At 62.2% G+C, this 17,983-nt stretch carries 16 protein-coding genes; 1 reads left to right on the top strand and 15 read right to left on the bottom strand.

The genetic code is table 11. The features are described from left to right. Positions 1–39 precede the first annotated feature (39 nt). Positions 40–2,085, bottom strand: coding sequence for a ligand-gated channel protein (locus EV686_RS07875; protein ID WP_132475279.1), 2,046 nt, complete (start codon positions 2,083–2,085; stop codon positions 40–42). 379 nt (positions 2,086–2,464) lie between these two features. Between EV686_RS07875 and EV686_RS07870 the strand changes: the two genes are divergently transcribed. Further along, entirely contained in the window at positions 2,465–3,043 is a 579-nt protein-coding gene (locus EV686_RS07870) for a winged helix-turn-helix domain-containing protein (RefSeq protein ID WP_165972541.1), read from the top strand. A gap of 45 nt (positions 3,044–3,088) precedes the next feature. Here the strand turns inward: EV686_RS07870 and EV686_RS19110 are convergent, their stop codons facing one another. From EV686_RS19110 to EV686_RS07800, 14 genes are read right to left on the bottom strand one after another with little or no spacing between them, the layout of a single operon-like run. Then, a complete protein-coding gene (locus EV686_RS19110) occupies positions 3,089–3,637 on the bottom strand; it encodes a DUF2818 family protein (RefSeq protein WP_132475273.1) in 549 nt (182 codons plus the stop codon). Between the two features lie 4 nt (positions 3,638–3,641). Next, complete coding sequence (gene nuoN / locus EV686_RS07860) at positions 3,642–5,126, bottom strand: NADH-quinone oxidoreductase subunit NuoN (protein ID WP_132475270.1); 1,485 nt, start codon at positions 5,124–5,126, stop codon at positions 3,642–3,644. Positions 5,127–5,138: 12 nt separating this feature from the next. Next, positions 5,139–6,641, bottom strand: coding sequence for an NADH-quinone oxidoreductase subunit M (locus EV686_RS07855; protein WP_207901725.1), 1,503 nt, complete (start codon positions 6,639–6,641; stop codon positions 5,139–5,141). Next, positions 6,638–8,662 carry an NADH-quinone oxidoreductase subunit L gene (nuoL, locus tag EV686_RS07850; protein ID WP_132475264.1) on the bottom strand — a complete coding sequence of 675 codons (2,025 nt, stop codon included), beginning with the start codon at positions 8,660–8,662 and terminating at the stop codon, positions 6,638–6,640. The genes EV686_RS07855 and nuoL overlap by 4 nt, the downstream gene beginning before the upstream one ends. A 14-nt stretch (positions 8,663–8,676) precedes the next feature. Further along, positions 8,677–8,985 carry an NADH-quinone oxidoreductase subunit NuoK gene (gene nuoK / locus EV686_RS07845; RefSeq protein ID WP_132475260.1) on the bottom strand — a complete coding sequence of 103 codons (309 nt, stop codon included), beginning with the start codon at positions 8,983–8,985 and terminating at the stop codon, positions 8,677–8,679. Next, a complete protein-coding gene (locus tag EV686_RS07840) occupies positions 8,982–9,623 on the bottom strand; it encodes an NADH-quinone oxidoreductase subunit J (protein WP_132475257.1) in 642 nt (213 codons plus the stop codon). Before EV686_RS07840 ends, nuoK begins: the two co-directional genes overlap by 4 nt. 17 nt (positions 9,624–9,640) lie before the next feature. Then, positions 9,641–10,129: an NADH-quinone oxidoreductase subunit NuoI gene (gene nuoI / locus EV686_RS07835; RefSeq protein WP_132475254.1), complete on the bottom strand. Its 489-nt coding sequence runs from the start codon at positions 10,127–10,129 to the stop codon at positions 9,641–9,643. A gap of 19 nt (positions 10,130–10,148) precedes the next feature. Continuing rightward, positions 10,149–11,222: an NADH-quinone oxidoreductase subunit NuoH gene (nuoH, locus tag EV686_RS07830; RefSeq protein WP_132475251.1), complete on the bottom strand. Its 1,074-nt coding sequence runs from the start codon at positions 11,220–11,222 to the stop codon at positions 10,149–10,151. Then, complete coding sequence (gene nuoG / locus EV686_RS07825; RefSeq protein WP_132475248.1) at positions 11,222–13,549, bottom strand: NADH-quinone oxidoreductase subunit NuoG; 2,328 nt, start codon at positions 13,547–13,549, stop codon at positions 11,222–11,224. Before nuoG ends, nuoH begins: the two co-directional genes overlap by 1 nt. A gap of 15 nt (positions 13,550–13,564) precedes the next feature. Continuing rightward, on the bottom strand, positions 13,565–14,935 hold the full coding sequence (gene nuoF / locus EV686_RS07820) for an NADH-quinone oxidoreductase subunit NuoF (protein WP_132475245.1): 1,371 nt from the start codon (positions 14,933–14,935) through the stop codon (positions 13,565–13,567). After that, entirely contained in the window at positions 14,932–15,426 is a 495-nt protein-coding gene (gene nuoE, locus EV686_RS07815) for an NADH-quinone oxidoreductase subunit NuoE (protein WP_132475242.1), read from the bottom strand. The genes nuoF and nuoE overlap by 4 nt, the downstream gene beginning before the upstream one ends. A 35-nt stretch (positions 15,427–15,461) precedes the next feature. Next, complete coding sequence (locus EV686_RS07810; protein WP_132475239.1) at positions 15,462–16,718, bottom strand: NADH-quinone oxidoreductase subunit D; 1,257 nt, start codon at positions 16,716–16,718, stop codon at positions 15,462–15,464. A 3-nt stretch (positions 16,719–16,721) separates the two neighbouring features. Next, positions 16,722–17,330, bottom strand: coding sequence for an NADH-quinone oxidoreductase subunit C (locus tag EV686_RS07805; RefSeq protein ID WP_132475236.1), 609 nt, complete (start codon positions 17,328–17,330; stop codon positions 16,722–16,724). 28 nt (positions 17,331–17,358) lie between these two features. Further along, positions 17,359–17,841, bottom strand: coding sequence for a NuoB/complex I 20 kDa subunit family protein (locus EV686_RS07800; protein ID WP_132475233.1), 483 nt, complete (start codon positions 17,839–17,841; stop codon positions 17,359–17,361). Between the last annotated feature and the right edge of the window lie 142 nt (positions 17,842–17,983).

The following is a 17,983-nucleotide window of genomic DNA, read 5'->3' as shown; positions in this document are numbered from 1 at the left end:
GCCGGCTCATTTCATACCTTGTACAGGAAGGATCAGCGATCAGAACCTGTATGTAGCGCTGGCCCAATAGCGACGACCATCATAGACGGCGCCGAAATCCTCGCTGTTCACCTGCTTGTCGAAGATGTTGTACACAGCAAATCCTACTGTCAGGTTGCGATTCAGCTTGTACTGTACGCCGGCATCCAGGAAGGCGAAGGATGGCGTGCCTTCAGCCATGGAAGTACGGCTCAAGTATTCCGAGCTCTTGCCGCGGAAATTCCAGCGCGCCCACAGATCGGTCGCTTCGTTCGGCATCCAGTCCACCGTCGTATTGAACATATGCTTGGGCATTTTGTTCAGCGGTTGGCCCTTGAAGTCGCCGCTCTTCTGCTCCGAGCGCGTGTAGGTGTAGTTGGCCGCCAGGCGGACTTCCTCGTGCGGCTGCCATGTCAGCGTGGCTTCAATACCGCGCATATTGGCCTTGTCCACGTTCAGGCGGTCGCTGATGAACTTGAACGGCACGCCATTGATCGAGCAATTTTCGTCGACGATCGCCGAGCCGGGCGGCGTGCTTCCGCTATCCATGCAAGTCCGCACTTCGGTGATCTTGTCCTTGAAGTCCGTATTGAAAAGCGTCAGGCTGGCGGACAGATCCTGGCGATTGTCCCAGATGAAGCTGAGCTCCTGGCTGATGCTCTTCTCCGGCTTGAGGTCGGGATTGCCTCGGATGATGGCTGGGTCGCCGCCGCCGCCGGTGATCTGGCCCCAGTCCGCCACGGCGCTGCGCAGCGACGGCGCCTTGAAGCCCGTGGAAACACCGCCCTTGATGCTGAAGTTGTCGGTGGCATGCCAGACGCCGTACAGGCGGGGCGTCCAGTGCGTGCCGTAGTTCTCGTCCTTGTTCATGCGCACGCCGCCCGTCAGCGCAAAGCTGTCGGTCATGCTCCATTCGTCCTCGACGTAGAGCGCCCACTGATAGCGATCCAGCTTGGAAAGCGACGTGAGCTGGTTGCCCATGTCCTCCAGGCTTTCCTTCTTGTAGGAAGCTCCCGCAGTCACAATATGGCTGCCCAGCGGCAGCGTCCACTGCGAGTTCGCCTCGGTGTTCTTCAGGAACATGTTGCGGCCGGGGTTGTCGATCTGCTCCTGCTGCACATAGCTGTACGACGTCGCCTTGCCCCAGCGGCCATTGTGCGACAGGGCATAGACATTGCGCGAATACTTGGACTGCGACATTTCGTTGGGCGTGCATCGGGTGCCCCGGCATGATTCCAGCGCCATAGATTTGCCCGGATTGGAGGTTCGTTCCTGCAGCGTGCGGCCGGCTTCCAGGGTGATGTCGTGGTCCTTGTTCGGGGTCAGCGACAGCTTGACCGTACCGGACTCGGTCTGCTGCTTGTTGAAGCCATTGACGAACTTGTCTTCGTTGCGGCGGGAAAGATTGCCGTAGATCTGTATGCCCAGCAGGTCGTCCACCAGCGGACCGGTCAGGTAAACGTTGCCGCCATAGATATCGCCCGAGCGGGAGTGCCCCTGCAGAGTACCTTCCATGCGCACGGAACCGCCCCACTCCTTGGCCACTTTGCGCGTGATGATGTTGATGACCCCGCCCATGGCGTCGGAACCATACAGCGAAGACATCGGACCGCGAATGACCTCGATGCGCTCAATGGCCTCGATGGGAGGCAGCCAGCCCTGCTCAATGCCCGAGCCGTCGCTGTTGGGACGGGTTTCGCGCGAATTCTGGCGCACGCCGTCGACCAGCAGCATGGTGTAGCCGGAAGCCATGCCCCGGATGCTGATGTCGCTGCTGCTGCCGCCGCCGGTCACCACGACACCGGGCACGTCCTTCAGGGCCTCGGTAATGTCGGGATAGGCGCGCTTGGCCAGTTCCTCGTGCGGGATCACGGTGATGGATGCGGGAGCATCCTCGACCGCCTGCTCGAAACCGGATGCAGAAACGACGATGTTGCCCAAGGTGACAGGCGTGTTCGCGGCGCCTGTCTGTTGGGCCTGCGCTACGCTCAGAAGCCCTACGGTAGTGCCGGCCAGCGCCAACTGCAGGGCGACGGCCAGGCGATTAGGTTGCAATCGATTGCTCATTCTCTTTTCGACTCGGGTTCAAAACTGTGTGATTGAAGGCCAAGGAAATCAATGCCCCCTCTCCTGGGCCTCTCTTCCTTGCCCCGAAGTCTATAGCGCCAATGAGAATTATTATTATTCATTTATAATCATCTTTACATTTCTAAAGCCTTCTTTAGTTATCTCGAGTAAAAAGAGAAATAGTTCTCAAAATCATGTTGTAATATCGCTACGAACTCCCGCAGAATCGGACGCTTGCTAATACGTCGAAATGCCTTTTTCTCCGTCTTTAATCAATATATTGCTGGCCGCAAGCGCAGGCAGTCTGGCCGAGCTGCTCCCGCTGTTTTCCTCGATTGCGCCCGCAAGCCTGCATCTGGCTTCGCAAGGAGCCGATGCGATGTGGCATCTGAGATACACGTCACTGGATATTTTGGTGCTGGAACATGGCCTGCTGATGGACTGGTCCTCCGTTCCGGATGGCAGACAGTCCTCGTCAACTCCTCCAAGCACTCTGTATCTGGGCCCGAAGTCCGATCTGACCTTGCTGCCCGTATGGCTGATGCCCGCCGCCACCGCCTTGCCATGGCCCGGCAAGAAAGACCTCATACGGCAATGGATCGGACGACACGTCGACCAGCGTGCCGACCGCACGGCCTTGTCCTCGGTGCTGCGCACAGGACCGCTGCGCCTGGACATGCATCGCCTGATCGCCCGCAACGGAGAAACCCAGAGCTCGCTGACGGCTACCGAGACCAATCTGCTGGCCATACTGATGCGTCATGTCGGCAACCTGGTCAGCCGCGATATGCTGGTTGCGGCATCGCTGGACACCACGCCCGATCCCAAGCAGCGCCGCCTTGACACCCATATCAGCAATCTCAGGCGCAAGCTGCGTCTATCCGCTGATGCGCTGCCGGGCGGGCCGCGCATCCACAGCCATCGCGGACGCGGCTATATGCTGACGATCGATGGCTGAAGCCTGAGCCTGCCTGCTCCAACACATCGCAGCAGGCCAAGACGCTTACACGGACGTCTTGCGCTTCTTGTGCTTGCGCAACATGTACCGGTAGACGAATCCGGGATAGCCCATCACCAGGAACAGGCTCAGCGTGATGGCATAGAATTCCCAGCCCTGGGGAAAGACGCTTCCAAGATAGGCTTCGAAAGCAAAGCCCAGCGCGCCGATCAGCGCGTAGAGCGTCAATACTTCGAGCAGGCGCTCGAAGAACGACTTGGTGGCCGGCTCAGTCCCCTTCCACCAGCCGGGAAAAGCCATCAGCAGCCAGGCAGCCGCGCAGAGGCCGACGATGCGCAGCAGGAACAGGAGCGCCTGCAGCGGGCCGCCGCCGGCGAATACGGCCTGTCCGATCAGGATGCGGGCCGCTTCGGTCAAACCATAGGCCAATGCGAAAAACACAAGGAACAGCAGCCACGTCAGGGCCGCTGGGCGCTGCTTCCCTCCGGATTTTGTCCAGGGCAGCACCAGCAAGGGCCTCTCGAGCAGAAACGGCAGGTTTGCCGCAACCAGCGAAAGACCGATGAGTATCCAGTTTGCCGTAAGCTGATTCAAGGCTTTAGAACGACAGCGAGTTCTCGATGACGCTGATACACAGCGCCATCAGGCCGCCGGGCAGGATGCCCAAGCCGATGACCAACAGGCCGTTGACCGACATGACGCCGTTTGCCAGCGCGCCGCTGCCTCCGGGAATCGCTTCGCCTTCGGGCTCGTCGAAATACGCCATCTTGACGACGCGCAGGTAATAGAACGCGCCGATCAGCGAGAAGATCACGGCCACGACGGCGACCCAGACATAGCCCGCGCTGATCAGCGCCTGCAGCACCACCAGCTTGGCATAGAAGCCAGCCAGCGGCGGAATGCCGGCCAGGGAGAACATGGACAGCAGCAGGATGCCGGCCAGCACCGGATTGCGGCGGTTCAGTCCCTTCAGGTCAGTCAGGTTCTCGCATTCGAAGCCCTTGCGGCTGAGCAACAGGATCAGGCCGAAGGTGGACAGCGTGGTCAGCACATAGATGATGACGTAGAACAGCGATGCGCCATAGGCCGTGCCAGCGCCTTCGGTGCTGCCGTCGACCACGCCCGCCATCATGCCCAGGAACACGAAGCCCATGTGCGAGATGGTTGAGTACGCCAGCATGCGCTTGAAGTTGCTTTGCGCGATGGCGGCCAGATTGCCGATGACAAGCGACGCCACGGCCAGCACCAGCAGCATGGGCTGCCAATCCATGGCCAGGCCATGCAGGCCGTCGACCAGCAGGCGCAGTGCGATCGCGAAGGCGGCGATCTTGGGCGCGGCGCCCACGACCAGCGTGACCGCAGTCGGCGCGCCCTGGTAGACGTCGGGCGCCCACATGTGGAACGGCGCGGCGGCCAGCTTGAACGCCAGGCCGGACACGATGAACACGACGCCGAACACCAGCGGCAGGCGCTCGAGGTTGCCCGTGGAAATGGCCAGCGAAATGCCTTCCAGCGACAGGTCGCCCGTTGCGCCATAGATCATGGACATGCCGTACAGCAGCACGCCGGATGCCAGCGAACCCAGCACAAAGTATTTCATGGCGGCTTCGGTCGCCTGCACGTCGTCGCGGCGCAGCGCGACCATGGCATACAGCGCCAGCGACATCAGCTCCAGGCCCAGGTAGATGGTGATCAGATTGCCTGCGGAAATCATCACCATCTGGCCCAGCAGCGCCAGCAGCGCCAGTGTGTAGTACTCGCCGCCGCGCGCGACCATGTCGCGCTGCTCGACGTAGCTGCGGCCGTAGATCAGCGTGACGGCCACTGCGATGTAGGACAGGATCTTCAGGAAGTGCGACAGGGAATCGGTCACGAACAGGCCGCTGAATGCCTCGCCTTGCGCACCGTTGCTCCACTGCACGGCGGATACCGCCGTCAGCAGCAGCAAGGTCGCAATGCTGAGGCCGAAGGTCAGGCGGCGGGTTTCCGACTTGCCGGAAGCATCGATGATAAGCACGGCCAGCGCCACGACCGCCAGGATGATTTCAGGGGCGAGCAATGCCAGGTTGAAAGAGTTTTGCATAGTCGTCGAGGCCTACAGTTTCGATATGGACACGTGTTGCAGCAGGGCCTGCACCGAAACGTGCATGACATCCGTGAAGGGCTTGGGATAGATCCCCATGAACAGCACCAGTACAGCCATGACCCCCAATATGAGGAACTCGCGGCTATTGACGTCCTTCATGGCGCGGACGTTGTCGTTGGTGACATCGCCGAAGGCGACGCGCTTGAGCATCCACAGCGAGTAGGATGCCCCCAGGATCAGGGCCGTGGCGGTCAGCAGGCCGATCCAGAAGTTGTACTCGACCGCTCCCATGATGACCTTGAACTCGCCGACGAAACCGCTGGTCGCCGGCAGGCCGCTGTTGGCCATGGAGAACAGCACGAAGAACGTGACGAAGCGCGGCATGGTATTGATCACGCCGCCGTAATCGGCGATGCGGCGCGTATGCATGCGGTCATACAGCACGCCGATACAAAGGAACATGGCGCCGGCCACGAAACCGTGCGACACCATCTGCACGATGGCGCCTTCCATGCCTGCGGTGTTGAACAGGAAAAAGCCCAGGGTGACGAAGCCCATGTGCGCCACGGACGAATAGGCCACCAGCTTCTTCATGTCGTCCTGCACGATGGCAACCAGGCCGATGTAGATGACCGCGACCAGCGACAGCGCGATCATCATGCCGGCCAGGGAATGCGAGGCGTCGGGCGCGATGGGCAGCGAGAAGCGCAGGAAGCCGTAGGCGCCCAGCTTCAGCATGATGGCCGCCAGCACCACGGAACCGCCGGTGGGCGCCTCGACGTGCGCATCCGGCAGCCAGGTGTGCACCGGCCACATCGGCACCTTGACCGCGAAGGCGGCCAGCAGCGCCAGGAAGATCAGGATCTGCGGCGTCTTGCCCAGGGGCAGTTGGTGCCATGCCAGGATGTCGAACGAGCCGCCGGCCGCATTCCACAGGTAGATGAACGCCACCAGTGTAAGCAGCGAACCCATCAGTGTGTACAGGAAGAACTTGAACGCGGCATACACGCGGTTCGGGCCGCCCCAGGCGCCGATGATGAGATACATCGGGATCAGCGTGGCCTCGAAGAAGACATAGAACAGCATGCCGTCCAGGGCGGCGAACACGCCCACCATCAGGCCGGACAGGATCAGGAAGGAGCCCATGTACAGCGCGATGCGCTGCGTAATGACTTCCCAGCCCGCCACCACCACGATGACCGTGATGAAGGCCGTCAGCAGCACGAACCATAGCGAGATGCCGTCGATGCCGAGATGGTAGTTGATGGCGAAGGTTTCGATCCAGGAAACCTTTTCCACGAACTGCATGGCGGCCGTCGTGGAGTCGAACCCCGTGTACAGGGGAATCGTCACCAGGAAGCCGAGGATTGCGCCGAACAGCGACAGTTTGCGCGTGAAGCCCGCGCGTTCGTCGCTGCCCAGGGCCAGAACGATGAGGCCTGCGACGATCGGTACGAAGATCGACAGCGTAAGCCAGGGAAAAGTAGAAGACGCCATATCGCTTGCCATCAGTAAACCATCAGCACGAAAAAGGTAAGGAGCGCCATCACGCCGATGATCATTGCAAAGGCGTAGTGGTAGATGTAGCCGGACTGCAGGTGACGGCTCAGCGCCGAGAACCAGCCGACCACACGGGCGCTGCCATTGACGACAAGTCCGTCGATCAGGCTGCGGTCACCCTTCTGCCACAGGCCGTGGCCAAGGCAGCGGGCGCCGCGCGAAATGACCTGCTCGTTGAACCAGTCGGCGTAGTACTTGTTTTCCATGATCTTGTAGACCAGCGGAAGCTTGCGCTGGATGGCCGCGGGAATCGAGGGCTTGACCAGGTAGAAGTACCAGGCCACCACGAAACCGGCCACGACCAGCCAGAACGGCACCGTGACAAAGCCATGCAGGGCATAAGCCACCCAGTCGGTCCAGTGGTGTGCAAGCTCGGCCATGGCCGGATGCTTGTCCTGCACCGTGATGACGCCCTTGAAGAAATCGCCGAACAGCATGGGATCGATGAACCACGCGCCCACGATGACGGACGGAATGGCCAGCAGCACCAGCGGCAGCGTGACGACCCAGGGAGATTCCTTGGGCGGGCCGCCGTGATGGTGGCCGTGATCGCCATGGTCGTCGCCATGCGCGGCATGATGATGATCATCGTGCCCGTGCGTATCGAAACGCTCCTTGCCGTGGAAGACCAGAAAGTACAGGCGGAACGAATACAGAGAGGTGACGAACACGCCGATCAGCGTGGCGTAGTAGGCGAAGCCCGCGCCCCAGACGTTGGCCGCATGCGCCGCTTCGATGATGTTTTCCTTGGAATAGAAACCGGCGAAGAACGGCGTGCCGACCAGCGCCAGCGTGCCCAGCAGGAACGTGATCCAGGTAATGGGCATGTACTTGCGCAGGCCGCCCATTTTGCGGATGTCCTGCTCGTGATGCATGCCGATAATGACCGAGCCCGCGCCCAGGAACAGCAGCGCCTTGAAGAAGGCGTGCGTCATCAGGTGGAACACGGCGGCCGAGTATGCCGAAGCGCCCAGCGCGACCGTCATGTAGCCCAGTTGCGACAGCGTGGAGTACGCCACGACGCGCTTGACGTCGTTCTGGATGATGCCCAGCAGGCCCAGGAACAGCGCGCCGATGGCGCCGATGACGATGATGAAGGACAGCGCCGTATCGGAGTATTCGAATACCGGCGAGAAACGGGCGACCATGAAGATGCCCGCCGTCACCATGGTGGCCGCGTGGATCAGCGCCGAGATGGGCGTGGGGCCTTCCATGGAGTCGGGCAGCCATGCGTGCAGGGGAACCTGCGCCGACTTGCCCATCGCGCCGATGAACAGGCAGATGCAGGCGACCGTCAGCAGTTGCCAGTCGGTGCCGGGAAAGCTCATCGTGGACAGTTCCTCGGCCTTGCCGAAGACTTCGCCGTAATGCATGCTGCCGGTGTAGGCGAACAGCAGGCCGATGCCCAGCACGAAGCCGAAATCGCCCACGCGGTTGATCAGGAACGCCTTCATGTTGGCGAAGATGGCCGTGGGCTTCGTGTACCAGAAGCCGATCAGCAGGTACGACACCAGGCCCACCGCTTCCCAGCCGAAGAACAGCTGCAGCATGTTGTTGGACATGACCAGCATCAGCATGGAGAAGGTGAACAGCGAGATGTACGCGAAGAAGCGCTGGTAGCCGGGGTCGTCGGCCATGTAGCCGATGGTGTAGATGTGCACCATCAGCGACACCGAGGTGACCACGACCATCATCATGGCCGACAGCGAATCGATCAGGAAGCCGATCTGCAGCGGCGTGGTGCCGATGTACGACCAGGTGTAGACCGCCCCGTCGAAGGTATGGCCGTCGAGCACCTGGAACAGGACGATGACCGAGCCCACGAAGGAAACGGCAACGCCGGCGATCGTGATCAGGTGCGATGCCCTGCGCCCGACCTGGCGGCCCAGGAAGCCGGTTCCGAACAGGCCGGCCAGGATCGCACCCGCCAGCGGCGCCAGTGCGATCAGAAGGTAAAGACTGGTTGAATTCATTGTGTGCAGCCCCGTCAGCCTTTCATGTGGTCAAGTTTTTCGACGTTGATGGTGTTGAGATTGCGGAACAGCAGCACCAGAATCGCAAGACCGATCGCCGCTTCGGCCGCGGCCACCGTCAGGATGAAAAACACGAAGACCTGGCCGGCGACATCGCCGAACCACGTGGAGAAAGCGACAAAGTTCATGTTGACCGCCAGCAGGATCAGCTCGACGGACATCAGCAGAACCAGCAGGTTGCGGCGATTCAGGAAAAAGCCGAACACGCCGATGGCGAACAGGATCGCGCCGAGTATCAGGTAATGGGCCAGTGTGAGTGTCATTTGGCGTCTCCTTGGGCTGCCGCGTCGGCGGCGGGGGCTGCCGGCTCTTCCTTCTGCGAAGGCATGCTGACTAGGCGCACACGGTCCTGGGCGCGGACGCGCACCTGTTGCGACGGATTGGTGTACTTGACGTCGGAACGCTTGCGCATGGTCAGGGCGATGGCGGCCACCATGCCCACCAGCAGGATCAGCGCGCCGACTTCCACTGCCAGGATGTAGTCGGAATACATGGCGATGCCGATATCCTTGGCATTGTTGTAGTCATCGGCGACCGGGGCCGCGGGGCCTGCGCCGAACCAGGTGCGGCCCAGCACGAACGACATCTCCAGCACCATGACCAGGCCCACGCCCAGGCCGAGCGGCAGATAGGTCTTGAGGCCCGAGCGCAGCTGTTCCATGCGGATGTCGAGCATCATCACGACGAACAGGAACAGCACCATGACGGCGCCCACGTAGACCATGACCAGCAGCAGCGCCAGGAATTCGGCGCCCAGCAGCATCCACAGCATGGAAGCGGTGAAGAACGCCAGGATCAGGTGCAGCACGCCTGTGACCGGGCTGCTCGCCGTGATGACGCGAAACGCGGCCACGACGAGGATCAGCGCGAACAGATAGAACAGGACGGTAGTGAAAATCATGTTGGTCTATCCCCGGTTCAGCGGTAAGGCGCATCTGCTTCGCGGCGGCGGGCGATTTCGCTTTCGTAGCGGTCGCCGATGGCAAGCAGCATGTCCTTGGTGTAGTAGAGGTCGCCGCGCTTTTCGCCGTGGTACTCGTGCAGATGCGTCTCCACGATGGAGTCCACCGGGCAGCTTTCTTCGCAGAAGCCGCAGAAGATGCACTTGGCCAGATCGATGTCGTAGCGCGTGGTGCGGCGCGTGTTGTCTGCGCGCTGCTCGGACTCGATCGTGATCGCCATGGCGGGACAGACGGCTTCGCACAGCTTGCAGGCGATGCAGCGCTCTTCCCCGTTGGGATAGCGGCGCAGGGCGTGCAGGCCGCGGAAACGTGGCGAGGCCGGCGTCTTTTCCTGCGGGTAGCGCAGCGTGATCTTGCGCTTGAACAGGTACTTGCCCGTCAGTTTCATGCCCTTGAGCATTTCAGTCAGCATGAAGCTGCCGAAGAAATCTTTGATTGCTTCCATCTTGATTGCCTCTTTCAGCTTATTGCCAGATGTTCCAGGGCGTCTGGATCCAGATCGCCACCAGCAACAGCCAGACACCCGTGAAGGGGATGAAAATCTTCCAGCCCAGACGCATGATCTGGTCGTAGCGATAGCGCGGGAACGTGGCGCGGAACCAGATGAACATGGACACGACAACGAAGGTCTTGATGCCGAGCCACAGCCAGCCGGGGATCCAGGTCAGGGGCGCGATTTCCAGGGGAGGCATCCAGCCGCCCAGGAACATGATGGACGCCATGGCCGACAACAGGATCATGTTGGCGTATTCGCCCAGGAAGAACAGCGCGAAGCCCATGCCGGAATACTCAACCATGTGCCCCGCCACGATTTCCGACTCGCCCTCGACCACGTCGAACGGGTGGCGAGCGGTTTCGGCCACCGAGGAGATGACGTAGATAACGAACAGCGGCAGCAGCGGCAGCCAGTTCCAGGACATGAAATTGATGCCCTTGTCGGCGAACCAGCCGTTGGCCTGGCCCAGCACGATGCCGCTGATGTTCAGCGTTCCGGATACCAGCAGCACAGTCACGAACACGAAACCGATGGCCAGTTCGTAGGACACCATCTGCGCGGCGGCGCGCAGCGCGCCCAGGAAGGCGTACTTGGAGTTGGACGCCCAGCCCGCCACGATGATGCCGTACACGCCGATGGACGTGATCGCCATGATATAGAGCAGGCCGGCGTTGACATTGGCCAGCACCATTTCCGGACCGAACGGGATGACGGCCCATGCGGCCAGCGCGGGCATCAGCGTAACGACCGGCGCCAGTACGTACAGGACGCGGTTGGCCTTGGACGGGACGATGATTTCCTTGGTCAGCAGCTTGAACACGTCGGCAAACGGCTGCAGCAGGCCGCGGAAGCCCACGCGGTTCGGGCCGAGGCGGATGTGCATGGCGCCGATCAGCTTGCGCTCCCAGTACGTGAGGTATGCCACGCACAGGATGATGGGCACGGCGATGACCACGATCTTCAGGATCGTCCAGACCACCATCCATGCCGTAGGGCCGATCAGGCCCGTGCCGAAGTTTTCGAGTACATCAAGCCATTCCATCAGATGCGCTCCAGCGTAAGTTGACCAAATGCGCTCCCCAGCGGGGCGGTTTGCGCAAAGCCGGCTGCAATACGCGCCGTGCCGGCGGCGACGGTATCGTCCTGCTGCACTGGCAGCTCGACCGCGCCTTGCGCGGAGCGGACGCGGACCATGTCGCCGGACTGGACGCCCAGTTGCGCCAGCAGCGCCGACGAAGCGCGCACGACCGGCGGCAGCGAGGCCGGGGTTTCCTGCAACGGGCCGGCGCGGCGCACAATGGCGTCGGTACGATAGATGGGAACGTCCGTCACGCGCTCGACGCCTTCCTGCACGGGTGTCAGGCCGACGGCGCCCTTGATGCCGTTGGACAGGCGCGCTGCGATATCGCCGGACAGCACGGTGTCGCGCACGGTTTCGGAGCTTTCTTCGTCGAAGCCGGTCAGCTGGAACAGATTGCCCAGCACACGCAGCACCTTCCAGCCGGGACGGGCTTCGCCCATCGGCGCGGCCGTGCCCTTGAAGCTTTGCACGCGGCCTTCGGCATTGACGAAGGTGCCGGATGTCTCGGTGAACGGCGCGATCGGCAGCATGACGTCGGCCCAGTCCTGTGCCGCGGAGCGGTAGGATGTCAGGGCGACGGCCAGGCCGGCGGCCTTCAGGGTTTCGACGGCCCTGGCGCCATTGTCGCTGTCCAGCAGCGGCTCGGCGTGCAGGACGAAATAGGCCTTGAGCGGATCGCGCAGCATCTGCTCGGCGGTGCGGCCGCCCTCGCCCGGCGTGGCGCCGGCCAGGTAGCCGCCGACGGTATTGCCGCCGGCCGTCAGGAAACCGAACTTGCCGCCGGCGGCCTGCGCCAGCGCCGATGCGTTGGCGGCCAGTTGGCTGGCGTTGCCGATGGAGACCGCGGTATTGCCCAGCAGCACGGCCACGCGCTCGCCGGAGCCCAGGCTTTCGGCGATGCGGCGGGCCGCATCGGAAGGCTGCACCGAAGCCAGGGCATCAGGCACCGCCTGCTCGTTGCGCTGCACCAGCGCGACCAGCACTTCGGCCACGATGTTCGCCATTGCCGAAGGCGCGACGGTGATGCGCTCGGCGACCGGCAGCAGATGATCGTCCGCGGCGGAGTCGATGAGCGTGATCTGCGTGCCCTTCTTGGCGGCCTGGCGCAGGCGCTGCGTGAACAGGGGGTGATCCTTGCGCAGGAAGGAGCCGACCACCAGGACGCGATCGAGCTCGTTCAGTTCGGCAATGGGCATGCCCAGCCAGGGCGCGCCTTCCAGGGCTTGGCCGAGGGAATCGTCGGTCTGGCGCAGACGGAAATCGACATTTTCGGAACCCAGGGCGCGCATCAGGCGGCCCAGCAGCGCCAGCTCTTCCGTCGTGGCCAGCGGGCTGGCGATCGCGCCCAGCTGGTCCGCGCCGAACTGCTCGCGGATTTCGTTGGTGACGCGCACGATGAGTTCCAACGCATCGCTCCAGCCCACTTCATGCCATGTGCCGTCTTCGCCCTTGATCATGGGCTGAGTCAGGCGATCGGGCGAGTACAGGCCTGTGTACGAGAAGCGGTCGCGGTCGGAGATCCAGCATTCGTTGACGTCTTCGTTCTCGAAGGGAACGACGCGCATGACGCGTTCGCTCTTGGTCTGCACCACCAGGTTCGCGCCGACGCTGTCGTGCGGGCTGACGGAACGGCGGCGCGCCAGTTCCCAGGTTCGCGCCGAGAAGCGGAACGGCTTGGAGGTGAGCGCGCCCACCGGACAGATGTCGATCATGTTGCCCGACAGCTCGGACTCGACGGCGCGGCCGACGAAAGTCGTGATCTCGGAGTGCTCGCCGCGATGCAGCATGCCCATTTCCATCATGCCGCCGATTTCCTGGCCGAAGCGCACGCAGCGCGTGCAGTGGATGCAGCGCTGCATTTCCTCGGCGCCGACCAGCGGCCCGATGTTCTTGCTGGGCACCACGCGCTTGGGCTCGTGGTAGCGGGATTCGCTGCCGCCGTAGCCCACGGCCAGATCCTGCAGCTGGCACTCGCCGCCCTGGTCGCAGACCGGACAATCGAGCGGGTGATTGATCAGCAGGAATTCCATGACGCTTTTCTGCGCGGCCACGGCTTTTTCGGAGCGCGTGTGCACGACCATGCCATTGGTGACAGGCGTAGCGCAGGCCGGCAGGGCCTTGGGCGCCTTTTCGACGTCGACCAGGCACATGCGGCAGTTGGCGGCGATGGACAGTTTCTTGTGATAGCAGAAATGCGGTACGTAGACGCCCAGCTTGTGCGCGGCCTGGATGACCATGCTGCCTTCGGGAGCTTCTACGGTAAGACCGTCGATGGTGAGTTCAACCATTTGCGTATCCTGACCTTACAGATATTTTGGCACCACGCCGCGCTTGTGCTCGATGTGGTGTGCGAACTCGTCGCGGTAATGCTTGATGAAACCGCGCACCGGCATGGCGGCGGCGTCGCCCAGCGCACAAATGGTGCGGCCCATGATGTTTTGCGCGACCGAATCCAGGGTTTCCAGATCTTCCGGACGGCCCTGGCCGTTTTCGATGCGGTGGACGATGCGGTACAGCCAGCCCGTGCCCTCGCGGCAAGGCGTGCACTGGCCGCAGCTTTCCTCGAAGTAGAAGTAGGACAGGCGCGCCAGCGATTTGACCATGTCGCGGGTTTCGTCCATGACGATGACAGCGCCCGAGCCCAGCATGGAGCCCGCCTTGGCGATGGAATCGTAGTCCATGGTCAGGTTCATCATGATGTCGGCGGGCAGCACGGGCGCGCTGGATCCGCCGGGGATCACGGCCTTGAGCTTGCGGCCGCCGCGCACGCCGCCGGCAAGTTCCAGCAGAGTGGAGAACGGCGTGCCCAGCGGAATTTCATAGTTTCCGGGACGCTCGACGTCGCCCGACACCGAGAACAGCTTGGTGCCGCCGGCATTGGGAATGCCGACTTCCAGGTAGGCCTGGCCGCCGTTGCGGATGATCCAGGGCACCGCGGCAAAGGTCTCGGTGTTGTTGATGGTGGTGGGCTTGCCGTACAGGCCGAAGCTGGCCGGGAACGGCGGCTTGAAGCGCGGCTGGCCCTTCTTGCCCTCGAGCGACTCCAGCAGCGCGGTTTCCTCGCCGCAGATATAGGCGCCGTAGCCGTGGAAGGCATGCAGCTGGAAGCTGAAATCGGAGCCCAGGATCTTGTCGCCCAGGAAGCCCGCGGCGCGTGCCTGCTCCAGCGCCTCTTCGAAGCGTTGGTAGATTTCGAAAATTTCACCGTGGATGTAGTTGTAGCCCACGCTGATGCCCATGGCATAGGCGGCGATGGCCATGCCCTCGATGACGATGTGCGGGTTGAAGCGCAGGATGTCGCGATCCTTGAACGTGCCGGGTTCGCCCTCATCGGAGTTGCACACCAGGTACTTCTGGCCGGGGAAGGAGCGCGGCATGAAGCTCCACTTCAGGCCGGTGGGGAAGCCTGCGCCGCCGCGGCCGCGCAGGCTGGACGCCTTGACCTCGGCAATGACGTCTTCCGGCGTCATGCCAGTGGTGAGGATCTTGCGCAGGGCTTCGTAGCCGCCGCGCTTGACGTAGTCCTCGAGGCCCCAGTTGTCGCCGTTCAGGCCGGCCATGATCTGCGGCTGCAGGTGGCGGTCGTGGAACACCATGGAACGCTCGGGGTCATTGCCGGGATCGTTCGTCAGGCCGTGGGAAAGTTTCTTCAGCAGTTCGGATGTGCTGCTCATGCCGACTCTCCGTGCTGTTTCAGTTCGTTGAGCATTTCGTCGATGCGTTCCGACGACATGCGCACGCACATGTGTTGATTGTTGAGCAGCACGACCGGCGCATCGCCGCAGGCGCCCATGCACTCGCCCTCTTTGAGCGTGAACTGGCCGTCGGGCGTGGTTTCGTTGAAGCCGATGCCGAGCTTTTCCTTGAGGTATTCGGCGGTCTTGACGCCGTCGCGCAAGGCACAGGGCAGGTTCGTGCAGACGGTGATCTTGACGCGGCCGACCGGCGCGGTGTCGAACATGTTGTAGAAAGTGGCGACTTCCTGCACGGCGATGGCGGGCTGCTTCAGGTAGCTGGCGATATCCTCGATGACTTCGGGGGACACCCAGCCCTTTTCTTCCTGCGCGATGGCCAGCGATGCCATGATGGCAGACTGTTTCTGGTCTTCGGGGAACTTTGTGAGTTCCCTGTCGATTCTTTGATAGGCTTGTGCGGAGAGCAACATAGTTTGAATCCGGTTATTCCTTGGCTGCTTGCCGGTCAACGATCGATTTCACCGAACACGATGTCTTGTGTTCCGATGATGGTGACAGCGTCGGCGATCATGTGGCCGCGCGACATTTCGTCGAGCGACTGCAGATGCACGAAGCCCGGAGCGCGAATCTTCATGCGATACGGCTTGTTGGCGCCATCGGACACCAGGTAGATGCCGAACTCGCCCTTGGGGTGCTCGACACCCGCGTAGACTTCGCCGGCCGGCACGTGGAAGCCTTCGGAGAACAGCTTGAAGTGATGGATGAGATCCTCCATGCTGGTCTTCATTTCTTCGCGCTTGGGCGGCGCCACCTTGTGGTTGTCGGTAATGACCGGACCCGGGTTGTTGCGCAGCCACTGGACGCACTGGGCGATGATGCGGTTGCTTTCGCGCATTTCACCGATGCGCACCAGGTAGCGGTCGTAGCAATCGCCATTGACGCCGACGGGAATATCGAAATCGACGCGATCATAGACTTCGTAGGGCTGCATCTTGCGCAGGTCCCATTCGACGCCGGAGCCGCGCAGCATGGGGCCGGTGAAGCCCAGCGCCTTGGCGCGCTCAGGGTCGACGACACCGACGCCAACCAGGCGCTGCTTCCAGATGCGGTTGTCGGTCAGCAGGGTTTCGTACTCGTCGACGCAGGCCGGGAAGCGGTTGGTGAAGTCTTCGATGAAGTCGAGCAGCGAGCCGGAACGCGCTTCGTTCATGGCGCGCAGTTCGCTGGCGCCGCGGTACTTGCTGCCTTCGCCGTACTGGGGCATGGTGCCGGGCAGGTCGCGGTAGACGCCGCCCGGGCGGTAGTAAGCCGCATGCATGCGCGCGCCCGAAACGGCCTCGTACATGTCCATGAGGTCTTCACGCTCGCGGAAGGCGTACAGGAACACGGCCATGGCGCCCACGTCGAGCGCGTGCGAGCCCAGCGACATCAGGTGGTTCAGCAGGCGCGTGATCTCGTCGAACATGACGCGGATGTACTGCGCGCGCAGCGGAACTTCGATGCCCAGCAGCTTCTCGACCGCCATGACATAGGCGTGCTCGTTGCACATCATGGACACGTAGTCGAGACGGTCCATATAGGGCAGCGTCTGCAGATACGTGCGGTTTTCCGCCAGCTTCTCAGTGGCGCGGTGCAGCAGGCCGATGTGCGGGTCGGCGCGCTGGATGACTTCGCCGTCGAGCTCGAGCACCAGGCGCAGCACGCCGTGCGCCGCTGGGTGCTGCGGGCCGAAGTTCAGGGTGTAGTTCTTGATTTCTGCCATGGTTCAACGCCCTTGCCCGTAGCCTTCCTCGCGCACGACGCGGGGAACGACTTCACGCGGTTCAATGGTGACGGGCTGGTAGACAACCCGCTTCTGTTCAGTGTCGTAGCGCATCTCGACATAGCCCGAGATGGGGAAATCCTTGCGGAACGGATGCCCGATGAAGCCGTAGTCAGTCAGGATGCGGCGCAGGTCGGGATGGCCTTCGAATACGATGCCGTACAGGTCGAATGCTTCGCGCTCGAACCAGTTGACGCAGGGCCAGACATCGACCAGCGAGGGCAGCACAGGGAATTCGTCGTTGCCGGCGTACGTGCGCACGCGCAGGCGCCAGTTATGCTTCAGCGAGGTCAGGTGCGCGACCGCCGCGAACCGGTGCGGGAACAGCCCGGGCTGCGGATTGGTGGGAGCGCCCCAGCCGGAGTAGTCGATGCCGCAAAGATCGATGAGGCTTTCGAAGCGCAGCGAGGGATCGTCGCGCAGCGCCGTACAGGCTTCGATCCAGGAATCCTCGGGGATTTCCAGCGTGAGTTCGCCGAGCGCCTCGGTTAGCGACCAGGCATCGCCGAATCGGGCGACCAGGTTCTGTTTGAGTGTTTCAAGCCGAGTCATAGTGCCAGCCATTCAGGAAAACAAGGCATTACGCTTCGCGCGCAATGGTGTTGGTAAGGCGGATCTTGTTCTGCATTTGCAGCAGGCCATAGACCAGGGCCTCCGCCGTCGGAGGACAACCCGGTACGTAGACATCCACCGGAACGATGCGATCGCAGCCGCGCACCACGGAATAGGAATAGTGGTAGTAGCCGCCGCCGTTTGCACAGGAGCCCATCGACAGCACCCAGCGGGGCTCGGGCATCTGGTCGTAGACCTTGCGCAGCGCGGGCGCCATCTTGTTGCACAGCGTGCCCGCCACGATCATCAGATCGGACTGGCGCGGGCTGGGACGGAAGATGATGCCGAACTGGTCCAGATCGTAGCGGGCGGCGCCCGCGTGCATCATCTCGACCGCGCAACAGGCCAGGCCGAATGTCATGGGCCACAGGGACCCAGTCTTGGCCCAGTTCAGGAACTTGTCCGCGCTGGTCGTGATGAAACCTTCTTTCAGAATGCCATCGATAGCCATAGTCTTTACCTAAATACGGATTTGCGGCTCGTGCCGCAAACCACTGTCATGCCGGAACGCGGCGTGGAGAACATGCTCATGCTTCCAACGCTACGCCTCAGGCTTGCCGCCCCTCCGGAGGAAGAGGCTTTTGCCCTGAAGC

This window comes from Paracandidimonas soli, from assembly GCF_004342005.1.
GTDB lineage: Bacteria > Pseudomonadota > Gammaproteobacteria > Burkholderiales > Burkholderiaceae_B > Paracandidimonas > Paracandidimonas soli.
The sequence above is the reverse complement of the archived record's forward strand: the minus strand, read 5'-3'. Positions and strand labels throughout refer to the sequence as shown.

Bases quoted from the DNA above. Each gene is read 5' to 3' on its own strand.
- EV686_RS07875 (WP_132475279.1), bottom strand. From the start codon at position 2,085: ATGAGCAATCGATTGCAACCTAATCGCCTGGCCGTCGCCCTGCAGTTG.
- EV686_RS07870 (WP_165972541.1), top strand. From the start codon at position 2,465: ATGTGGCATCTGAGATACACGTCACTGGATATTTTGGTGCTGGAACAT.
- nuoN (WP_132475270.1), bottom strand. From the start codon at position 5,126: ATGCAAAACTCTTTCAACCTGGCATTGCTCGCCCCTGAAATCATCCTG.
- nuoL (WP_132475264.1), bottom strand. From the start codon at position 8,662: ATGAATTCAACCAGTCTTTACCTTCTGATCGCACTGGCGCCGCTGGCG.
- nuoK (WP_132475260.1), bottom strand. From the start codon at position 8,985: ATGACACTCACACTGGCCCATTACCTGATACTCGGCGCGATCCTGTTC.
- EV686_RS07840 (WP_132475257.1), bottom strand. From the start codon at position 9,623: ATGATTTTCACTACCGTCCTGTTCTATCTGTTCGCGCTGATCCTCGTC.
- nuoI (WP_132475254.1), bottom strand. From the start codon at position 10,129: ATGGAAGCAATCAAAGATTTCTTCGGCAGCTTCATGCTGACTGAAATG.
- nuoH (WP_132475251.1), bottom strand. From the start codon at position 11,222: ATGGAATGGCTTGATGTACTCGAAAACTTCGGCACGGGCCTGATCGGC.
- nuoG (WP_132475248.1), bottom strand. From the start codon at position 13,549: ATGGTTGAACTCACCATCGACGGTCTTACCGTAGAAGCTCCCGAAGGC.
- nuoF (WP_132475245.1), bottom strand. From the start codon at position 14,935: ATGAGCAGCACATCCGAACTGCTGAAGAAACTTTCCCACGGCCTGACG.
- nuoE (WP_132475242.1), bottom strand. From the start codon at position 15,426: ATGTTGCTCTCCGCACAAGCCTATCAAAGAATCGACAGGGAACTCACA.
- EV686_RS07810 (WP_132475239.1), bottom strand. From the start codon at position 16,718: ATGGCAGAAATCAAGAACTACACCCTGAACTTCGGCCCGCAGCACCCA.
- EV686_RS07805 (WP_132475236.1), bottom strand. From the start codon at position 17,330: ATGACTCGGCTTGAAACACTCAAACAGAACCTGGTCGCCCGATTCGGC.
- EV686_RS07800 (WP_132475233.1), bottom strand. From the start codon at position 17,841: ATGGCTATCGATGGCATTCTGAAAGAAGGTTTCATCACGACCAGCGCG.